The sequence below is a fragment of the Acinetobacter sp. YH12144 genome (assembly GCF_013418345.1).
In the GTDB taxonomy this organism is placed as follows: domain Bacteria; phylum Pseudomonadota; class Gammaproteobacteria; order Pseudomonadales; family Moraxellaceae; genus Acinetobacter; species Acinetobacter amyesii.
Map to the genome: position 1 here is coordinate 1 of NZ_VPCD01000019.1, position 19,435 is coordinate 19,435.

General features: G+C 39.9%; 12 protein-coding genes and 2 pseudogenes. 5 read left to right on the forward strand and 9 right to left on the reverse strand.

The window, feature by feature from the left end; translation table 11 throughout:
* Window positions 1-105: 105 nt before the first annotated feature.
* The 8 genes and pseudogenes from FTU79_RS12630 to FTU79_RS12665 form a co-directional block, all read right to left on the reverse strand.
* A pseudogene (locus FTU79_RS12630) lies at window positions 106-1,854 on the reverse strand (RHS repeat-associated core domain-containing protein); the annotation flags it as partial.
* Window positions 1,855-1,914: 60 nt separating this feature from the next.
* Window positions 1,915-2,778, reverse strand: a complete 864-nt coding sequence (locus FTU79_RS12635) for a tetratricopeptide repeat protein (RefSeq protein ID WP_180042368.1) — start codon at window positions 2,776-2,778, stop codon at window positions 1,915-1,917.
* Window positions 2,779-2,838: 60 nt separating this feature from the next.
* A pseudogene (locus FTU79_RS12640) lies at window positions 2,839-3,680 on the reverse strand (IS5 family transposase).
* 70 nt (window positions 3,681-3,750) lie between these two features.
* The gene (locus FTU79_RS12645) at window positions 3,751-4,470 is read right to left on the reverse strand and encodes a tetratricopeptide repeat protein (protein WP_180050437.1); all 720 of its coding nucleotides are present in this window, start codon (window positions 4,468-4,470) and stop codon (window positions 3,751-3,753) included.
* A 14-nt stretch (window positions 4,471-4,484) separates the two neighbouring features.
* Window positions 4,485-9,233, reverse strand: coding sequence for an RHS repeat-associated core domain-containing protein (locus FTU79_RS12650; RefSeq protein WP_180050440.1), 4,749 nt, complete (start codon window positions 9,231-9,233; stop codon window positions 4,485-4,487).
* Between the two features lie 65 nt (window positions 9,234-9,298).
* Window positions 9,299-12,715 (reverse strand): type VI secretion system Vgr family protein, encoded by a 3,417-nt coding sequence (locus FTU79_RS12655; RefSeq protein WP_180050443.1) that lies wholly within the window; start codon window positions 12,713-12,715, stop codon window positions 9,299-9,301.
* Window positions 12,716-12,950: 235 nt separating this feature from the next.
* Window positions 12,951-14,765 carry a tetratricopeptide repeat protein gene (locus FTU79_RS12660; protein ID WP_180050446.1) on the reverse strand — a complete coding sequence of 605 codons (1,815 nt, stop codon included), beginning with the start codon at window positions 14,763-14,765 and terminating at the stop codon, window positions 12,951-12,953.
* A gap of 115 nt (window positions 14,766-14,880) precedes the next feature.
* Window positions 14,881-15,651, reverse strand: coding sequence for a ThiF family adenylyltransferase (locus tag FTU79_RS12665; protein WP_180050449.1), 771 nt, complete (start codon window positions 15,649-15,651; stop codon window positions 14,881-14,883).
* A gap of 198 nt (window positions 15,652-15,849) precedes the next feature.
* Between FTU79_RS12665 and FTU79_RS12670 the strand changes: the two genes are divergently transcribed.
* Complete coding sequence (locus FTU79_RS12670; RefSeq protein ID WP_180050452.1) at window positions 15,850-16,290, forward strand: GNAT family N-acetyltransferase; 441 nt, start codon at window positions 15,850-15,852, stop codon at window positions 16,288-16,290.
* 56 nt (window positions 16,291-16,346) lie between these two features.
* Here FTU79_RS12670 and orn read toward each other — a convergent pair whose 3' ends face one another.
* Window positions 16,347-16,904, reverse strand: coding sequence for an oligoribonuclease (gene orn, locus FTU79_RS12675; RefSeq protein WP_067763591.1), 558 nt, complete (start codon window positions 16,902-16,904; stop codon window positions 16,347-16,349).
* Window positions 16,905-17,029: 125 nt separating this feature from the next.
* On the opposite strand from orn, the gene rsgA reads away from it, so the two are divergent.
* The 4 genes from rsgA to secB all read left to right on the forward strand — a co-directional run bounded on the left by rsgA (window position 17,030) and on the right by secB (window position 19,360).
* Window positions 17,030-18,088: a ribosome small subunit-dependent GTPase A gene (gene rsgA, locus FTU79_RS12680; RefSeq protein ID WP_180004539.1), complete on the forward strand. Its 1,059-nt coding sequence runs from the start codon at window positions 17,030-17,032 to the stop codon at window positions 18,086-18,088.
* Window positions 18,089-18,181: 93 nt separating this feature from the next.
* Window positions 18,182-18,589, forward strand: a complete 408-nt coding sequence (locus tag FTU79_RS12685; RefSeq protein WP_180050455.1) for a rhodanese-like domain-containing protein — start codon at window positions 18,182-18,184, stop codon at window positions 18,587-18,589.
* Window positions 18,590-18,609: 20 nt separating this feature from the next.
* Entirely contained in the window at window positions 18,610-18,864 is a 255-nt protein-coding gene (grxC, locus tag FTU79_RS12690; protein WP_078189640.1) for a glutaredoxin 3, read from the forward strand.
* A gap of 40 nt (window positions 18,865-18,904) precedes the next feature.
* Window positions 18,905-19,360 carry a protein-export chaperone SecB gene (gene secB, locus FTU79_RS12695; protein ID WP_078189641.1) on the forward strand — a complete coding sequence of 152 codons (456 nt, stop codon included), beginning with the start codon at window positions 18,905-18,907 and terminating at the stop codon, window positions 19,358-19,360.
* The last annotated feature ends 75 nt before the right edge of the window (window positions 19,361-19,435 follow it).

The following is a 19,435-nucleotide window of genomic DNA, read 5'->3' on the forward strand; positions in this document are numbered from 1 at the left end:
TGTTCCATTTTAGAGATTTGTTTAAGATAAGATATAACTCATTGAGATGTGTCATAGTATTCGTCGTTAGAAAACAATTATTGTGACATTATTTCAATGAGTTATCTATTTTTGTCGTGTACAGAGAGTATTTTTATAGAAATTCATAGCTGTAACATATTCTACTCCATTTGCTTTTGCAAGATTTGCGCCAACTCCTCCTGCTAATGCTCCCACACCAGCTACACCAAGAGTTCGCTTATAATTATAGGCATTGCATTTACATCTAACACTATCAAATGTTTGAAAACCACCGTCTACTGCAGCAGAACCAACAGCACCCATTATTGGTGCCTTTGCACCTGCTCCAAAACCGCCACTAATTACTGTAACTCCATATGGTAAAGTAGCGGCGGCAGCTCCAACTGTACCTACATTTCTCATTCCTTGCTGATTTCTTAAAACATTTGCATCTTGCTTATTTTTCGCAACACTTGACATAGTTCCTGGCAATAATGCACCCAATATTCCAGTACTTGGTCTATTTTGTTGTTTGGATCTTGCATCTTTTATTTTTGAAACTTGCCAAGCAGCTTTTTGTTGAGCGAATCTTTCAGCTGCATGCTTTTCAACTAACGCATTATTCGCAGCAACTTTTTCCCTTTCCCCTTGTGCCATCAACCCCATCGAATCGACCCATTGATTCGGATCGCTCACATAAATTGAATTATTTAACCCACCAAACAACCCAATCGGATCTTTACTCACATACCTTGCACTATGCGGCTCATAATATCTGTAGCGGTTATAATGTAAACCTGTCTCCTTGTCGTAATATTGGCCTTGGAAACGAATATTTGTTTGTTCAAGTAGGTTTTCACTAGCCTTAATTTCTAAAGCAATACCCCATGTATTCTGCTTAATTTCCCAAACACATTCACCCAACTCATTACTTAAGGTTTGCGGTGTACCTACTTGGTCACAGTGGTAAAATGTAACTTTTTCTAATGCAGCCTTATTCTTCCGTGTTTCAGTTTTCCATACTGAGTCTTTATAAACTGAGTAAGGTTCTGTTTGGAACTTTGAGTAGTCTGGTGTTTCAATTAATTTAATAAATCCGGCATAGCCTGTTTGTAGCAAGGGTACAAAGCTATTCGGCTCATAAACATAATGCTTGGTATATTGCGCTTGTTCATTACTGGATTGTTGTGACTCCCAAATCATTAAGTCACTATCCCAGCCAAATAACGTTAAGTTTTTTTCTATTGGGCTATGTTTATATAAGCGTCGACCAAAGACATCATAGCCATAAGTCGTGACTTGGCCATTGTTATCACTTTGAATCAGACGATTTAGGTTATCCCACGTTAGTTTTAGCGTTTTGCCTGCTTGGGTCGTTTCAATCACATTGCCTTGCGCATCGTATTTATAGTGTTTGCCTTGATATTGCGTAATCAGGTTATTTTTCACTTGTGATGATTGTGTCGCAATCGGGTCAATCAAGTTACCCGCTGGGTCAAAGGCAAAGCTTTCTGTAAGTTGCGGACCTTGGCTTTTGATCAATCGTCCAATTACATCGTATTGATAGTTGAGTTGACCTAAGCGACTGTCCTCAACTTGGGTCAGTAAGTAGTTTTTATCGTATTGATAATGACGTTCTGCTTGATGCTGTACACGACCTGTAGTTTCTTGTTCTGGTCGAATAATTTGTGAACTCAGCAGACCGACATCATTATAATTTTTGCTTTGAATTAAGCCATTGGCCAACATACGAGCTGTTTCACGATGCAAATCATCACGTTGGAATGCCACCATATCTTGTTGGTTAAAGGCGATGCCATAGCTATGTCTTGAACTAATAATAAGGTTGGTTTTGATTTTTCAACGGGAAGAATAAGGATACTTAAGCCATCCTAACTCCTCCCATTCATAATTTTAATATTTTTCTAGTTCTGAATAGTAATTACTTTTATTCAGATCTCGATACTTATGATCACCTTTGTAAAAATCGGCTATAATTTCATATTTTCTCGGATCATCTATAAGAAGAATTATAAGATCAATATATTTTTTTGCCAAATCTATATCGTAAAATTCTGAATCTTCATATTTTGAATATAAATTTACACATCCATCATAATACTCTAACAAATAACCATATTTCTTTAATTTTTCAAAATCATTCTTAGCTTCATAAAAATTACCTTCACGTAAATTAATTTCTCCCAACCCATAATAACCATTCATAAACCCCAAGCTCACAGCCTTTTTAAAGTTAAATCTAGCAGTTGATAAACTCACAAAACCATCTTCAAATAAATATATTTCCCCTAGATTAATATAAGAACTCAAATATCCAGCTTCAATTGATAAATTGAAATATTTTATTGCCAGTTCAACATCTTTTTCGTCTTCATTATAATTATAAAAATAACCAAGCCGATAAAAAGCCTCGGGATTCCCAGCGAAAGATGCATCCTCAAAATACGATTTTGACAACTTATAATATCCATTTGAATATAATATTGCTCCCACTCCAACTTTTTCATCTACATTAAACTTATGTGAATAACTAGAAATCAAATAAAAAGCCTCTTTGGTTTTTTTTGCATGAAATAAATCATTTATTTCATATACAATTGATTCATTTTTTTTAAAATTATACATTCCAGCCTCCTCATCCAAGATATTATTTTCACCTTTAGCACAAGAAAATAATGGAATAATTAAAATAATAAAAATCAACTTAAATAAATTCATACCAATTAACCTTTCATTTGTTTTTTTTCTTTTCTTCATCTTTCATCGGCTTTGTTGCACAAAGATGTAAAAATTAAGATTGCCCATATCTACTCAAATTTAAGGCATAACTTGGGTATGTGGTTGACCTAACTCGGTAAATTTATTTAACACGGCTATACGTGCATGGATCTCATTGACTTGGCTATCAAATTTTCTTGCACTGAGTTTATCCCCCAATAATTTGATGCAATGCATCTTAGTTTCGACCAAACTTCGACGATGATAACCAGACCATTTTTTCCAAAGCGCTCTTCCTAAACGTTTCACTGTTTTTAGTAATTCATTCCGCTCTAAAGATCTCAATTTCTGATCTTTCCATGGCTTTGCATTTTTCCTTGGTGGAATGATCGCATGTGCATCTCGATCTAAAATAACTTGTCTGCAGTGCTTCGTATCGTAAGCACCTAAGCTGTACTGCACGTATTTGCAGGGTTTCAGCATCGATACCAATATGCAGCTTACGCCATTGGCGACGGTATTCAGGCCCATTTTTCTTACGTTTCCACTCACCTTCACCTAGAAACTTCAAGCCAGTTGAGTCTACAAGTAGATATAACCCATCACTTTTTTTGATAGCTAATCGCAATATCAATATGTTTTTGTCTTCGACAAAGCGTACTGTAATCTGGCGCAGCCCAACTTAATCCACATAGTTTAATTAGACTTTGAACAAAACCTGTGACCATGCGTAAAGAGAGTCTGAATAAAGATTTAATCATTAAACTGCATTGTATAGCAGTATCGGAATAAGTTTGATTTCGACCTTACTTGCCTTATGGTTGCGCATATAACTGATTGTTTGGATCAAACCAAATGGCAATATTTCCACGATTAATGAGTGCTCGGTTGTATGTAGACCAATGGGTTGTACGATAAATTTTAGGTGTAGGCTTATTCATTTGGAAACTATATTACTAAACAAGCCTTTATGGATAGATTTGTGCAACAAAGCTATAAAAATACAGAAACTTATATTCGGCCTTCTTGAATTTTTAAAATTCTATTCCTTGCGACATCATTACCTTGCTCAGCAGATCTCTTTATCCAAAATAAACCCTTTTCAAAGTTTTCCTCCACTCCTAGTCCTTCAATATACATACTACCAAGCAAATATTGTCCATCAGCATCACCTTGCTGTGCCGCAACCTCATAATAATCAAAGGCAATTTTTATGTCTTTTTTAACACCATAACCATTTAAATACAAATTACCCAAATTTACTTTAGCTGGCATATAACCTTTATCGGAAGATTGAGTATATAAATCAACGGCTTTGTCTAAATTTTTAGAAAGCCCTGTACCATCCCTATAAAAGTTTGCTAAATTATTCATTGCTCCAGAATTACCATTTTTTATAGATCGCTCATACCACTGTATTGCTTTATTATAATTTTTTAAACCAAATTCTTCTGAACTATAGATATAACCGAGATTAAATTGCGCATCTGGCTCATCACTCTCAGCAGCTTTTGTAAGCCAATATATTGCTTCTTTTAGATCAGATTTATTACCATTTAAACCTTGAAGGTACATTACCCCAAGATTATACTGTGATATTACATCACCATTTTCTGCATTTCTCTTAATCAGTTCATTGTTATTTACATTATTAGCTATGTTTTTCCCTTCATGGCAAGCAGATGTAAGAATAAAAACACTCATTAAAAATACAAAAATTAAATATCTCATAATATTGCCTCCAATTAAAATAATCCTTGAGCACCTAAATCTAATACATGGTAGCCCATTTTACTCGGTACTTCAGCTAACCTATTCGGTATTGGCTCTTTCATATCTTTGGTAGTTTGTTGTCCCTCTGATATCTTAAGGCCTGTCATTTTTCCAACAATCGCCTTTTGCGAGTATGCATAAGTTGAATCATCTCCATTTACACCAGTACAATATTTTTTCTTGCCAGAAGCAGCACAACCTTCATAATAATTTCCATCTTTTCTTTCCCCCCAATACGGTTTTCTTTTATTCAAAATAGCGACCTCCCCATAGACACCTATAGAGCGCTCAATACTACTTTCAACATACCCATTTCCATTATAATTTATGCATAAAGCTCCACCTACTCCTCCAGTAGCACTTGCGCAACCACCTTTACCAGTAGCTGCTTTTTCTGCTAAATTAATTAGAAGATTTGGTGAAGTACCATTCTTACTATTGTCATTATTCCTTTTCTCATACTCTCTCAGCGCCGCATTTGCGCCATTAGAATGAGCATACTTATTGTTTGCTTCTTGGAACTGTAATCCTAATGGATCAACCCACTGATTCGGATCACTCACATACGAAGAGTTATTCAACCCGCCAAACAATCCAATCGGATCCTTACTCACATACCTTGCACTAAACGGCTCATAATAACGGAAACGGTTATAATGTAATCCAGTTTCACTATCGTAATATTGCCCTTGGAAACGAATATTGGTTTGCTCAAGTAAATTATGAGAAGCCTTTATTTCTAAAGCGTCACCCCATACATCCTGCTTAATTTCCCATATGCATTCACCTAGCTCATTGCTCAATGTTTGCGGTGTACCAACTTGGTCACAGTGATAAAAAAGCACCCGCTCCAATTCAGCTTTATTTTTTCGTGTTTCAGTTTTCCATAGCGGATCTTTATAAACCGAATAATCTTCATGCTGAAATTGAGTGTAATCTGGAGTTTCTAAAAGCTTGATAAAACCTGTATAGCCCGTTTGCAGCAGCGGTACAAAGCTCTGCGGTTCATAGACATAATGCTTGGTGTAGTTTCCTTCAAAGTCTTTAGATTGTTGTGACTCCCAAATCATCAAGTCACCGTCCCAGCCGAATAAGGTCAGGGTTTGCGCATTTTGATTTTTCTTATATAAACGCCTTCCAAATACATCATAACCATATTCAGTCACCTGACCATTAAGCTCACTTTGGATCAAACGGTTCAGGTTATCCCATGTCAGTTTTAATGTTTTCCCTGCATGGCTGCTTTCAATCACATTGCCTTGCGCATCGTATTTATAGTTTTTACCCTGATATTGAGCGATCAAATTACTTTTCACTTGAGACGCCTGCGTGGCAATCGGGTCAATTAAATTCCCCGCAGGGTCAAAAGTAAAGCTTTCCGTTTTATGCACACTTTGACTCTGTATCAAACGGCCAACCGCATCATATTGATAATTCAGCTTGCCTAAACGGCTGTCGTCCACCTGCGTGAGTAGATAATTTTGATCATAATGATACTGCCGTTCCGCATGATGCTGTACTCGCCCTAAAGTCTCTTGCTCTGGCTGAATCAGCTGCGAACTGAGTAAACCTACATCATTATAATTTTTGCTTTGAACCAATCCATTAGCGAGCATCCGCGCTGTTTCACGGTGCAAGTCATCACGCTGGAATGCCACCATGTCTTTTTTATTTAACGCAATGCCATAAATATGCCCTGAACCATAACTCAAATTGCTTTGAACCTGTCCATCAGGACGAATCGTTTGAGTTAAATTTCCCAGCACATCATATTCATAACGCAGCACAGCCGTCAGCGGAGTTAAATGCGGCACTTTATAATGCTGATGCTCACGGACCAATTGGCCAAGCGGGTTGCGATAAAAATCGATTTGACTGTCTTTATTCGTCGCCTTACTCAACTGATGATTCAGGTTGTATTCAAATTCTTCTGTTTGACTTACACGAGTTTGTGCATGGGTATAAGTTTTTGAAGCGATTGCACCATCAGCAAAATATGCAAATTGAGTAAACACATTCGGCTGACGGATTTGGAACAGCTGGCCGTTTTCATTGTAGCTATAATATTTTTCTTCGCCGTCGAAGGCCTGTTCACGTGCCAATTGACCATAACGGTTATATTCAAATAAATATTCTGCATGGTTTTGATTGATCAGCTTTTGAATACGGCCTTGCTGATCCCATTGGTAGCCAATTTGATGACGGTTCGCATCTATACGCTGTTCGAGCAAACCCGCAGCGTTATAACGGTACTGCGTGCTTAAACCTTTGGTATCCGTATGCTTGAGCAAGCGCCCTTCTTCATCATGCTCAAATTGTTCTTTTAAACCATCAGGGTAGACAATTGCTTTAAGCTGGCCTTTGTCTTTGCCATCTGTGCTGTAGATATATTTGACTTGCTGTGCATCAGCAGACTGCTGGGCCGTCAGTGCGCTTTCTTCATCGTATTCCCATGCGCTCTCTTTACCTGAACAATCGCTATATGCGGTCATTTGCCCCAAATCATTGTATTGAATTTTTTTAGCGCCGCCTTTGGCATCAATGATTTCTACAACTTGATTATCGTTGTTGTATTTATATTGCGTGCTATAACCTAAAGGATTAATTTCCTTCGTTACATTACCGTCTGCATCGTATTCTTTTTTCCAAATATGACCTTCTGGATCTTTAGTTTCCGTCAAATTTCCTGCTTCATCATAGGCAAAACGGATGATGCCTCCATTCGGCTGTACAATTTTAATCAGCTGATCTTGCTCGTTATAAACTTGTTCGGTTTCTAGGCCTGCAAAATCAATTTGACGGGTAATACGTTTTTGACTGTCACGCGATAGCCATTTTTCACGGCCATCGGCTAAGCGTGTGCGATAGGTAAAACCATCTAAATCAAAGTAGTAATAGGTTGGCACATCATAAGCATCATATACAGCAACTTGGCGCAGTCTCGGGTGCCACTCCAAACGTGTTTTAAAACTACCATCATCTGCCCATTCTGCGATGGCTTTGGCATTCGCCTCTTTTGATTCATAACGGATATTTTGCCCACGACCAGTACGGTCGGTATAGCGAGTCAGTTGATGCGCATCATTATATTCATAGCTGCGTACATGGCCATTTTGATCTACAGCCTTAATTAAATTGCCTTGCGTATCATATTCATAACGTGACACTGGCTCTGCCTGTTCATCCACAAAAGCAGCGATGAGTTTTACTTGATCATTAAAGGCAAACTTGAGCTGGTGTTTAGCTTTCTTCAATTGAAAATCAATACGTTGCAGATAAGCCTGCTGTTCAAATAGTAAATAACTTAAAGCAACTTTTTCATCTGTTTCTTCATTGAATTGCTGAATCAACTGATAGTGTTTTCCGCCATTGAAACTATGAAAATGGAAACTCCACGCTGAACCAAAGTTTAGTAGCAAATCTTCATTTTCTAAAGGTTCTACCGTAAAGCCTTCATAAGGGACCGTGTATGCTTCATACAGGATTGACTCAGGCAACTGATGCTTGCGCCCATTACTGTCTATAAATAAGTAGCCATTTTTATTTTGGCTAATGACATTCGAAAAAGGCATCATCCAACGCGCGCCCATCATGCTGCCATCAAACTCATGCATTTGCGAATTATATTGACGGCTGAAGCTAAAGCCCACTTTGGGTAAGTAGAAATCAGTATGATTGACTCGTTCTGCGCCAATGGAATAGCTGATACTGTGCTTAGATTGTGAGTCAGCTCCTTGGCAAGGCGGATTATTCAGTGCATCGGCCTGTAAAGTTAAAAACTCTAAAGTATCACCTGTTGTATGCTGCTCATGCTCACCAGTTTGATTTAAAGGAACGCTGGCACTGGCTTTATTGCCTTGTTTTTTGATGGCTTTTAAGGTTTCTTGTATCAACCAAGCAATACTATATTTTGTACCTGTATTTGCTTGTTGCTGAATTAGATTCGGTAAAAGCGATTGTGCTTGTTGTGCTTCCAACTGTAAAGATGTGACCCCTGTTGGCTTTTTAAGTTTCGGTATCAAACTAGCAAGTGCACTGGTTTGTGTCAGATCAATCAGCGGTTTCGTCCAGTTACTAAATTGTTCCGCTGGATCTCGTTTTTCGGCAGTTGCGCCAAAATTAATGGTTGGTGATACCAGTCCTGATTTCGTTTCAGTTGCAAAGGCTGAGAGTATGGATATACCCAATGTGCTTGCACCTGAAAGCAAGGTAGGTAATTTAGCTTGTGTTTCAGTCAGGAATTTTTCTATATCCCCTGCCATTTGCGCATTTAAATGCAAAGACATGCGACGGATATCGGCTTCTTTGACTGTACCATTTTGCGGATATAAACATTCAGCCATGAGTCCCAATAAAGGACGTAAAGCCATTCGTACATGAGCTTCGGCTTTGGGTTCTAAGTATAAACCAATCAAGTTCATACAAAGTAAAGCGCCTTGCTGTACTCCTGACTCACCTTGTTTTTGCTCAGTACAAAACAATAGTAAATCTAAGACTGAACCTGAAAGTGCAAAAATATTGGCAACCGTTGGTACATTAGCAAGACTTTTCAACTGCCCTAAGTTGGTATTACCACATTGCTTTAAATAGTTTTCAATTTGATGTGCAATAAACTTATGATCTTCTGTATGCGTCACACTCTCTAAGTTAAAAATCGCCAGTTCAACTGCTGGCTTAGTTGTTGTCTGTTGTTCTTGTTGAACATTTTGCTCAGTTGTCATGTAAAAACCTATTACTCAAATTCTAAATATTTAAAATTGTGTTTTGCTGTCGCTCTTATGAAGTACTAACCATTGTTCTTTTTCGGTCGTGTGGTTTCACTGTAAGTGAGGTAAGGACTTGAATATTGTTTCCGGTCCACCCAATCATCATCACTAGCAAGGACAGGTATCGCTTGTGCTGGTGCCGCTTCTGCTACTTTTATTTCAGGCACTTTAGGCACTGCGACTGGTGCAGCTGTCACATTCGTAGGCGTTGCAGAGCCTTCTCGAATGGTTTCCGTATAAGTCAATGCGCGTGTGGAATAAGAAATTTTACGGCCCACTATATCCTTATCAATGGTTGCTTGTGAGTTCTGAACTGCGGCAGCAGTTGACCCAGAAACGATGCCGTTACTCATTCCACTTCCACCTAATACGCTGGATAAGCCTTGTGCACCCTGACCCAAACTTGCCATTTGTGAAGCAGAAAGTCCCAAGTTGAGTTTCGATGAAATTGCAGATAGTGCAGAGTTGGTGACTTGGTCTTTAAATTGATTTAATGCCTGTCCACCTAGATCTTTTAATGCATTTTTTCCGATATTTTTTAAAGAATCGGCATTTAAATTAAAGAGATTATCTTTTAACTGTGATGTTAAATTTTGCCCCAACGAACCCAATGTATTTTGTAAAAAGTCCGAAGCGCCTGGTACCACTTTTTCCGCCCAATCATAGTTGCGATTAAAGTGACTAGACTGATCCCACGCACTGCGTGGATCTTTATCAAACTCCACTTTCGCGGGTCCCGGTGCAATGCCTGTAACTTGTGCAAAGCCATTGCCATCGAGTTTCCCTGAAACTTGTTTACCTAAAGCATCAATCACTTTAAAACCGGTGCCACTAAAGAAATCTTGCCCCCCATAACTTTTAAGAAGTTCTAAGGCACCTTTCAAAGGGTTTGAAGCAGGAAGTTGTGTAGACTTGCTTGCACTCGATGCAGGTTTAAATAGATGCTGCCCTGCATTTACTTCAAATTTACCGCCTGTCTTAGCAAGAATTCCCGAGCCATTTAAAGTAATTTGGGAAGAAGCTCCTGTGATCACAATCTCTTTAGGACTGCTAATCTCTATTTTGTCTTCAGTAGAAGAAATCGTAATTCCTTTTTTTGCCAAAATATCCAAAGCATCAGACTGTGCATGAATTTCGACTTTACTTTGCGCTGCTATTGCTTTAATACCACCTTGAGCTGCAAATAAGCTAACCTTACCTAAAGCTTGTCCCACAATATTTTTTTGCGTACTCAGGTTAATGCTATCACCGGCAATTTGGTTGATCATGCCTGTTGCAGATAAATGAATATCCTCTGGTGTACTCAGTGCAATACCATCCACTGAGTTAAGTAAAAGAATGGCTTTTTTAAATTTAGCGATATCTTTTTCTATTTCACTGGCAAAAGCTTTGAGCTGTTCAACAGATTCAATTTCATCTGTTTTTTGTTGTTTTGCAATATCACTTAAAGACTTACTATTACTATGACTCGTCTCCAGCTGTGTTCTTGCAATCTCTGCATCTAAATGTTCACCATTGGCCTTTTCCTGTTTATAAGTCGACACCAATAAACCTTGTCCAGCTCGTAGCGCCCCCCATTGATCGGTCCGCAGCTCAAAACCTTCACCCCGATCTTCACTTTCTGCTTTATCTTTTGGATGACTGAGCTTACCGAGGTTCAGTTGGCTCGCACCATGACTACTTTGCAGCTGGGTACTAATTTGCCCCGTGGTGTCATCAAAGCGTAATTGACCAAAACCCTCTCCCGCCACTTCTTTGGAACGAATTCCCGCAAGTTTTTTGGTATCTGGTAATTGTCCTTTATTGTCAAATTTAGTGGGACTACGCTGCGCTTCATGAATACGACCCACGACAAAAGGTCGGTCAATGTTGCCATCAAAGAAATCAACGACAACTATTTCACCAACTCGAGGTAAGAAGCGCGCTCCATAGCCTTCGCCGGCCCAAGGGGTCAGTACATCGACCCAAGCCGAGTCTGTGTCATTATTGTTCGCACCTGCACCGCCATCATGACCATGATCATCTGAACGGGTAAACAGAAAACGGACTTTTATCCGCCCCCATTCATCAACATGGATTTCTTCACCGGCAGGACCCACAACTTTAGCACGCTGCGGATGTGTTACTGGTCGATGTGTAAGCGGATTAAATTCAGGGACGGTGGTAATATTTCGACGTTGCAAAGCCAAGGTATTGGCTTGGCGTTCATCAGCATCGCTTTGTTTGACTTGCCACTGACTTTGATGGATCAGTTGTGTAACTTGATCGGTTAAGTCTTTGGGTAAATTATTTTGGTTATAAAAAGACTTGGATAAAATCAAAAACTCTTGATCGGCACCTCGATGCTGGTCAATCTCTGGATGCTCATCCAATTTGAACCAATAACCAACTTGTGTATCACGCACGGTACTTTTAGCAATAAATTGTTTGGCTTGAGCTGCATAATAATCACTAAAATTTTGATTGAGACGTTCAACTTGAGCACTATTAGAGGCAGTTGCAGCATCTTCACCATTCAGATCTTGCATCCATGCAGGGCTCACATGCCATGCCTGCTCTAAGCTTAAGCTCGCATTATCTTGATTTTGACTATGTAGGTGCTTGCTTTGTACTGCACCACCACCCTCGTCCTGTTCAAGCACATCCGCTTGCCATCGTTGTACATGTACCGACGTCGGTTGCAGACTGCGCTGACCGATAAAACTGGTCATGCTGTCTTGCTTTTCTGTAGCGCTGCTGCGATGAAAACGGATATTGCGACGATCTAGAGGCTGATATTGACTATTTTCATCAATTAAACGCAGCTTTTGGGCTTGGAGTGGCGCTGAAGAGGAAGAGACAAAATGCTGCGCTTCATCAATTAACCAATGAATGCCTTCACTGCGTAGTAAGCGAGTAATAAAATCATAGTCGGTTTCATTACTTTGCATCATGAATGGTCGAACGTCATACTCTTTCTTTAAGCCGCTTAAGTCCAAACTTAAGCTCGCTGCAAAAAGTGGGCTCTTTTTTTGCCATTCCTTAAAAATAATCTCGACCACATCTTTGACCGATTTATTCATAAACACGCGGCTATTACGACGCTTATGCCACAATGCTGTTGGATCTTCTAAGGTCAACTTATATAGCGTTAATGCACCATCACTTTGGCCTTGAAATGCTTCTGTAATGATCCCGGTAATACGAAAAAGTTGACCCGCATCGGTTACCTGATCGATTGCGACTTGTGTACCAATAAATTGTTTGAGTTCTAAGGTGGCAGAAGTTGAGAGACAGATGAGCTGAACATTCAAACCTTCACTTAAGGCATGTTCCCCATCAATACGTTGCAAGAATACTTGTTCATTCAGCGTGGTATTGGAAAATTGAATATGCAAGGCACGTTTTTGTGGACTAATGCCCAATTTTTCAATTGCAGAATATATATTGTTCAGCATCGTTATTATCTAAAATCAGATTTTTATAAAATATGCGGGGTATTTAATCAAAAAAACTCATATTTTTCTAGGCATAAACTGCCTGCTTTGTTGGGTTTTATGTAAGTAAAAATTCAAATTTCCACATTAATTCTTTATGTTATTTTTACTCTATTTATTTCTGTATTAAAAAATGTAGAGACCATCAAACTAAACTTCAGGTCTCTTCATACCACCTTACTACCTTGCATCACGATTAATTGGCATTTAAAAATGCGTGAATATTCTCCAATTGTTCTTGTGCTTCGACATAGCCTTGCAAGGCCGCTTTTTCCAAATATTGCTGTGCAATTTTAAGATCACGCTCTACGCCAATGCCATGAATATATAAATAGCCCAATCGCGTTAATGCCGCAGCATTCATCCCCTGAGCCGCTTGTGCATAATAGCTATGCGCTTGGGTTAAATCTTGCTGTACACCTAAACCATGTTCTGACATTTCACCAAGCTGGTACAAGGCAGTCACATTTCCTAATCCCGCCGCTTGCGAGAAATACTGCAACGCTTGTTGGAAATCTTGTGTTCCCCATTGTCCTTTTAAATTAACTAGACCTAGTTGCGTAAGTGCATCAGGATGGCCTAATTTCGCCGCCTTCAACAATGCTCGCTGGGTTTGAGCTTCATCAAACTGTAGATCAGGCAAGATATTGTCCACGGCTAAACGGTAGAGATACCAAGCAGCATCCTGCGAACCTTGTTCTGCGGCTTTTTCCAGATAACTCAGACACTGATCACGATGTGGTAAAGGATATTCTGGCAATGCATAAAAACGTCCAATCACATAATTCTGATCGGCGACACAAGTAATGGACATATCATTTAAGTGTCTTGCCGCTTCAACTAAAAGTTGCTGCGCTTGCTTGATATTTCGCTCAACACCGACGCCGTGTAGATAGCATAGGGCCAAACCAACTTGGTTAATGAATAATGGTTTGAATTGATACGCTGTTTGATATAACTCAAATGCTTTTTGCGGATCATCACTAACCAAATACTTTTCAAAATACAGTGCGGCAATAAGACTAATTGCATCAGCATCTTTAAGTTGAGCAGCTTCGGTCAGAAAGCGAAAACCTAAAGTTTCCTGCTTCTCCAAGTACCAACCATGAAAATGTGCAATGCCTAATAATCGGCTGGCTGCTGCAACTTTGTGCTCTTTGGCCTGCTGCAAAAGATCATGATAAACCCGCTGACGCTGATCGACGTCGATTTTACCCATCAATACTGCTTGATAATATTCATACAACTGCTGCTGGTGCCCGAGTAGCAATCCTCGCTTTAAATATTGCAATGACTTTTCATCATTTTGCGCAAGATACTTTCCTTGTGCATAGAATTGCTGCAATTGCTGAATAGCCGCCATATGGTCTTGTTGAGCAGCTTTCAGTAAATATTCCAATCCTAGAGCAATATTTGGCGTGGCTTGTTTTAAATAGAACTGTGCCAATTGATACTGTGAATTGGCATGTCCATTGTCCGCATTTTTTTGCAACAAATCTAAATGTTGCCGCTCGGCATGTGTTTGATCTTCTGGGTTTAATTCGGCGAGTCGATATTGTGCATCCAAATGACCGCGTGAAATCGCATGTCGATACCAATATTGTGCTTTCTCAATATTGGGCACTCCGCCATAGATACCTTCTTCAACTTGCCCCAACACATATGCAGCATCATCACTGCCTAAACTATTGGCTTTTTCCAATAAAGCCAGCGCATTTTCCACACTGACTTCTCGGCCTAAGCCTTGTAAATGCATCTGCCCCATAGCGACATAGGCCTGCGGAATTTCATGCTGTTTGGCCAAATTTTGATACAATTCATAGGCACGCGCATAGTCGGTTGGTGCATCAAGCATTAAACGTTCTGCGAATTTCAGCTGCGCATCTAATTGGTCTATCCACAAGTCATGCCCAACCGCTTTAGCCTGATCGCGTTTCACTGGATCGGGTCTTTTCCACATCCAAAACGCAAGTACTCCCATCCCCAAAATTAGTATCAGTAAAAACCACATACTCGCCCCAAAAAAATCAATATTTTAATTATTCCAACATTGTGTCTGATTTTAATTCTATATACAAAAAAAGCACCGAATTCGGTGCTTTATTTTTTTCAAAATGAGATAACTGTCATGCTTTTGCTCGTTTTGCATCAAGTTTTTTGAGCACCTCTGACACAGCCACCATCGCAAAGCTGGACGTCACCACTACTGCTGAACCATATCCACCACAACGTAAGCCCGCACTTGGACAAACATCAGCACTGGAAAATGGATTATCAATCGAATAAACACAGGTAATCCCAAACTTTTCTTTCGGCTTTTTACAAATGCCTTTGCAGCGTAATTGTGTGCGCAATTTAGCTAACATCGGGTCTTGCTCTGTTCTTGATAAATCTGCGACTCGGATTTTCAGCGGATCAAGTTTACCCCCTGCTCCACCGGAAACGATCAACGGAATTTTATTAAAACGGCAATGTAGCATTAAGGCAAATTTGGCCTTCACATCATCTATGCAATCTAAAATTAGGTCAGGAGCACCTGCCAAAATTTCTTTGACATTTTCGGGTGTGAGATAATCATCAATCAAATTTATTTTGATTCGGGGATTGATCGCACGGCATCGCTCTGCCATCACTTCAATTTTTTCATGTCCCAATGTCGTGCTCATGGCAGGCAATTGTCGATTAATATTCGATGCAGCAACCACATCCATATCGACCAAGGTCAGCTCACCAATACCAGTACGCGCTAAAGCTTCGACCGCCCATGAGCCTACACCACCAATCCCTATCACCATGACATGACTTTTTTCATAATGATGAAAACTTTCATCACTATATATTTTGGCTACGCCAGCAAAACGGCGGTCATATTCATCATCTTGGAGCAGTTCAGTCATAGGTTTGGAGGCAGTGTTAAATCAGCCGCCATTTTAGCAAATTCACTGCTTTTTTTCTTTGATAAAACGCAATTCAGCAGTCAGCGCAACAGAGCGGCATTCGCATCAGGTCTAAATCCATCAAAATAAACATTTACAGCGAACGGAGATCTGCTTTAAAAATATAACCATAGATCAAAAAATCAAGTGTGTATTGCCATGGACATCCATCCTCTGCCAAATAATTTAAAAATTACCGATGACAAAAATGAAATGGATTTAGACACCGTGCATCGCTTTTTAAGCCATACCTATTGGTCAAAAGATATTCCAAAACATGTGGTGAAAAAAGCGATTGAAAACTCTTTGGCCGTGGCCTTACTTCTCGATGATGAAATCATCGGTTTTGGTCGTGCCATTACGGATTATGCAACTTTTGCTTATTTAGCCGATATTTATGTCGCCGATGAGCATCGAGGCAAAGGCTATTCAAAATTAATTGTGAGTACTTTATTTGAAAAATGTGGCTCCGCAGATCTAAGACGCATGTTGCTTGCAACGGCGGATGCACATGGTTTATATCGTCAATTTGGCTTCACTGATTTGGCTCAGCCTGCAAGTTTTCTCGAGATTCATCAAGCCAACATCTATCAACGATAGAGAAAATATCTCGGATAAAAAAAAGAGGCTTTCGCCTCTTTTTCGATCTTACAACCTTAGTCTTTATTCATAATAAAGAAATATTCACGGTAGTATTTAAGCTCTGCAATCGAGTCACGGATATCATCCATTGCTAAATGCGAGGCATTTTTCTTCAAGCCCCCCATGATCTCTGGGCGCCAGCGTTTCGCCAATTCTTTCACTGATGATACATCGAGATTACGGTAGTGGAAGTATTGTTCCATTTCAGGCATTAAACGATGCAAGAAACGACGATCTTGGCAAATTGAGTTACCACACATTGGTGATGATTTTGGATTTACCCATTTTTTCAAAAATTCTAAAGTTTGCTGTTCAGCATCTTGTGCTGTCAATTTACTACGACGTACACGTTCGATCAGACCTGATTGACCATGTTGACGAGTATTCCATTCATCCATTGCATTGAGCACACGGTCAGACTGATGTACCGCAAGCACAGGCCCTTCCGCCAGAATATTTAAATTATCATCCGTCACAATTGTTGCAACTTCAATAATCTGGTCGTTATCTGTATCTAGACCTGTCATTTCAAGGTCAATCCAAATCAGGCGTGTATCAGGTGTGCTGCTCATAAATGTGCAATCTTATTAGGCTGTAAAAATGAACATAGTAGCAAATTTATTGGGCTTGCGCTGTAAATAGACCCTGCTTTCATGCTATTTTTGCCATCTAGTTTTCATGGTTTTTTAGGATATGAATGGCTTTAATTCGTAAGCGCCGACTGACTGAACAGCAGCAACGTCGCATTCAGAAGCAACATAAATCTCGTCAGGAAGAAATCGATACTTCTGCAGATTTGGAAGGCTTGGTCGTCCAACATTATGGTCGTCAACTTGAAGTTCAAGCGCTGTCTACACCCGACCAACATCCTGAAAAACCAATTGTGCAAGCAGGTGAACCTGAACCCCATTGGAAACCCATCGAATTAGGCAGTGTTTGGCGCTGCCATACCCGTACCAATCTCGAATTATTGGTGACGGGTGACCGTGTCAAATGGCAAGCTGACCCGATCACAGGTTTAGGGATTATTACCGCGATTCATCCACGCCAATCTTTACTGACACGCCCTGACCGTTATCACAAAGTGAAACCTGTCGCAGCCAATGTCAGCCTGATTGTGATTGTATTTGCACCGCTTCCTGAGCCAGCACCTGGCCTGATTGACCGCTATTTGGTGGCCTGTGCAGATGCTGATATTCCAGCCTTATTGGTCTTAAATAAATCAGACTTACTTAAAGACAACGATCCGATCTTAACGCTATTACAAGAATATCGTGACTTGGGCTATGAGGTCATGCAAACCCAATCCGATGGTGACTTAAGCGCACTTTCTGCTCGACTTTCTGGTGAAACTGTCGCATTTGTAGGTCAGTCTGGGGTTGGTAAAAGTACTTTAATTAATGCCATTGTTCCGGATGCTGCGCAAAAAACCAATATTATTTCGGAAAACTCCGCGCTCGGTCAGCACACCACCACCTCTACGCGCTTAATTGCGTTTGGTGAAGGTTCTGCATTGATTGATTCACCTGGAATCCGTGAATTTGGTTTATGGCACCTAGAATTGGAAAAAGTTCAGCAAGGTTTCCCTGAGATCGAGTCACATTTGGGTTATTGTCAGTTCCGTAACTGTACGCATAAACATGAAAAGCAATGTGCGCTTAGAATGGCGGCTCAAAATGGCGAAATTTTGCCGCGCCGATTAGACAGTTATTTACGTCTGATCGACGAAATCACGGAAGCGCAGCAAAAAAATTAATTTTTATTCTGTTCATGCCCTTGAAGGGGTGATTTTGATCACCATATTTATGGGCTATACTCTTGGCAATTTAAAATTGTAGTTAGGTGAATTGTGGAACGTTGGTTCGAATTTATGGGGAATCACCCCTTCTTATTTGGAGCGCTGGCTGTATTGGTCGTGCTGTTCTTTATTCTTGAAGGCCAGCGTAATGGTCGCAAAATTTCACCTCAATCTTTAGGGATTTTAGTAAAAGCTAAAAATGCTCAATTGATTGACTTACGTGATGCGAAAGACTTCCGCGAAGGTCATATTAGCGGTAGCCGTAATATTCCATATAGCCAAATTACAAAACACATTGAAGAGTTAAAAACTTCTGATCGCCCGTTGGTTTTTGTATGTAACCTTGGTCAAGTGGCAGGTTCTGCATTGCAACAAGTCGGTCATGCAGATGCATACCGTTTAGACGGCGGCATTAGCAACTGGAAAGCTCAAGGCTTACCTCTAGTTAAAAGCAAATAAGCGCTTCTTAGGAGATTAACATGGCTGAAGTTACGATTTATTCAACAACTGTATGTCCTTACTGCATTCGTGCAAAACAGCTCCTAGAGCGTAAAGGCGTGGCTTATAAAGAAATTAATTTATCAAATGAAGCGCCTGAAGTACGTGTTGAATTGATGCAACGCACCAACCACCGTACCGTTCCTCAAATTTTTATTAATGATCAGTTTATTGGCGGTTTTGACCAACTTTATGCTTTAGAGCGTGAAGGCAAACTCGACGGCATGCTATCTTAATTTTAAACATAAATCGTCACCTCATATTAAGGAATAAACAATGAGTGAAGAACAACAAGCTCAACCACAATTGGCATTAGAGCGTATTTATACTAAAGATATTTCTTTCGAAGTACCTGGGGCTCAAGTATTTACTAAAGAATGGCAGCCTGAACTAAATATCAACCTTTCTTCTTCTGCAGAAAAAGTTGATCCAACACACTTCGAAGTTTCACTGAAAGTTGTCGTTCAAGCGAACAATGCGGGTGACACTGCATTTATCGTTGACGTTACTCAAGCAGGTATCTTCCTGATCGATAGCGTTGAAGAAGAACGTCTTCCTTACATTCTTGGTGCTTACTGCCCAAATATCTTGTTCCCATTCCTACGTGAAGCTGTGAACGATATGGTTACTAAAGGCAGCTTCCCACAATTATTGCTTACACCAATTAACTTCGATGCTGAATTCGAAGCGAATTTGCAACGTGCGCAAACTGCTGCTGAAGGCCAAGCTTAACCGCTTATCTTCAAATCTAAAAAAGACCGCTTTTGCGGTCTTTTTTATGCTTTATTTATTCCCTCTCCTTCCAGG

Excerpts from the sequence above, each read along its gene's own strand:
- FTU79_RS12635 (WP_180042368.1), bottom strand. The coding sequence starts at position 2,778 with ATGAAGAAAAGAAAAAAAACAAATGAAAGGTTAATTGGTATGAATTTA.
- FTU79_RS12645 (WP_180050437.1), bottom strand. The coding sequence starts at position 4,470 with ATGAGATATTTAATTTTTGTATTTTTAATGAGTGTTTTTATTCTTACA.
- FTU79_RS12650 (WP_180050440.1), bottom strand. The coding sequence starts at position 9,233 with ATGACAACTGAGCAAAATGTTCAACAAGAACAACAGACAACAACTAAG.
- FTU79_RS12655 (WP_180050443.1), bottom strand. The coding sequence starts at position 12,715 with ATGCTGAACAATATATATTCTGCAATTGAAAAATTGGGCATTAGTCCA.
- FTU79_RS12660 (WP_180050446.1), bottom strand. The coding sequence starts at position 14,765 with ATGTGGTTTTTACTGATACTAATTTTGGGGATGGGAGTACTTGCGTTT.
- FTU79_RS12665 (WP_180050449.1), bottom strand. The coding sequence starts at position 15,651 with ATGACTGAACTGCTCCAAGATGATGAATATGACCGCCGTTTTGCTGGC.
- FTU79_RS12670 (WP_180050452.1), top strand. The coding sequence starts at position 15,850 with ATGGACATCCATCCTCTGCCAAATAATTTAAAAATTACCGATGACAAA.
- orn (WP_067763591.1), bottom strand. The coding sequence starts at position 16,904 with ATGAGCAGCACACCTGATACACGCCTGATTTGGATTGACCTTGAAATG.
- rsgA (WP_180004539.1), top strand. The coding sequence starts at position 17,030 with ATGGCTTTAATTCGTAAGCGCCGACTGACTGAACAGCAGCAACGTCGC.
- grxC (WP_078189640.1), top strand. The coding sequence starts at position 18,610 with ATGGCTGAAGTTACGATTTATTCAACAACTGTATGTCCTTACTGCATT.
- secB (WP_078189641.1), top strand. The coding sequence starts at position 18,905 with ATGAGTGAAGAACAACAAGCTCAACCACAATTGGCATTAGAGCGTATT.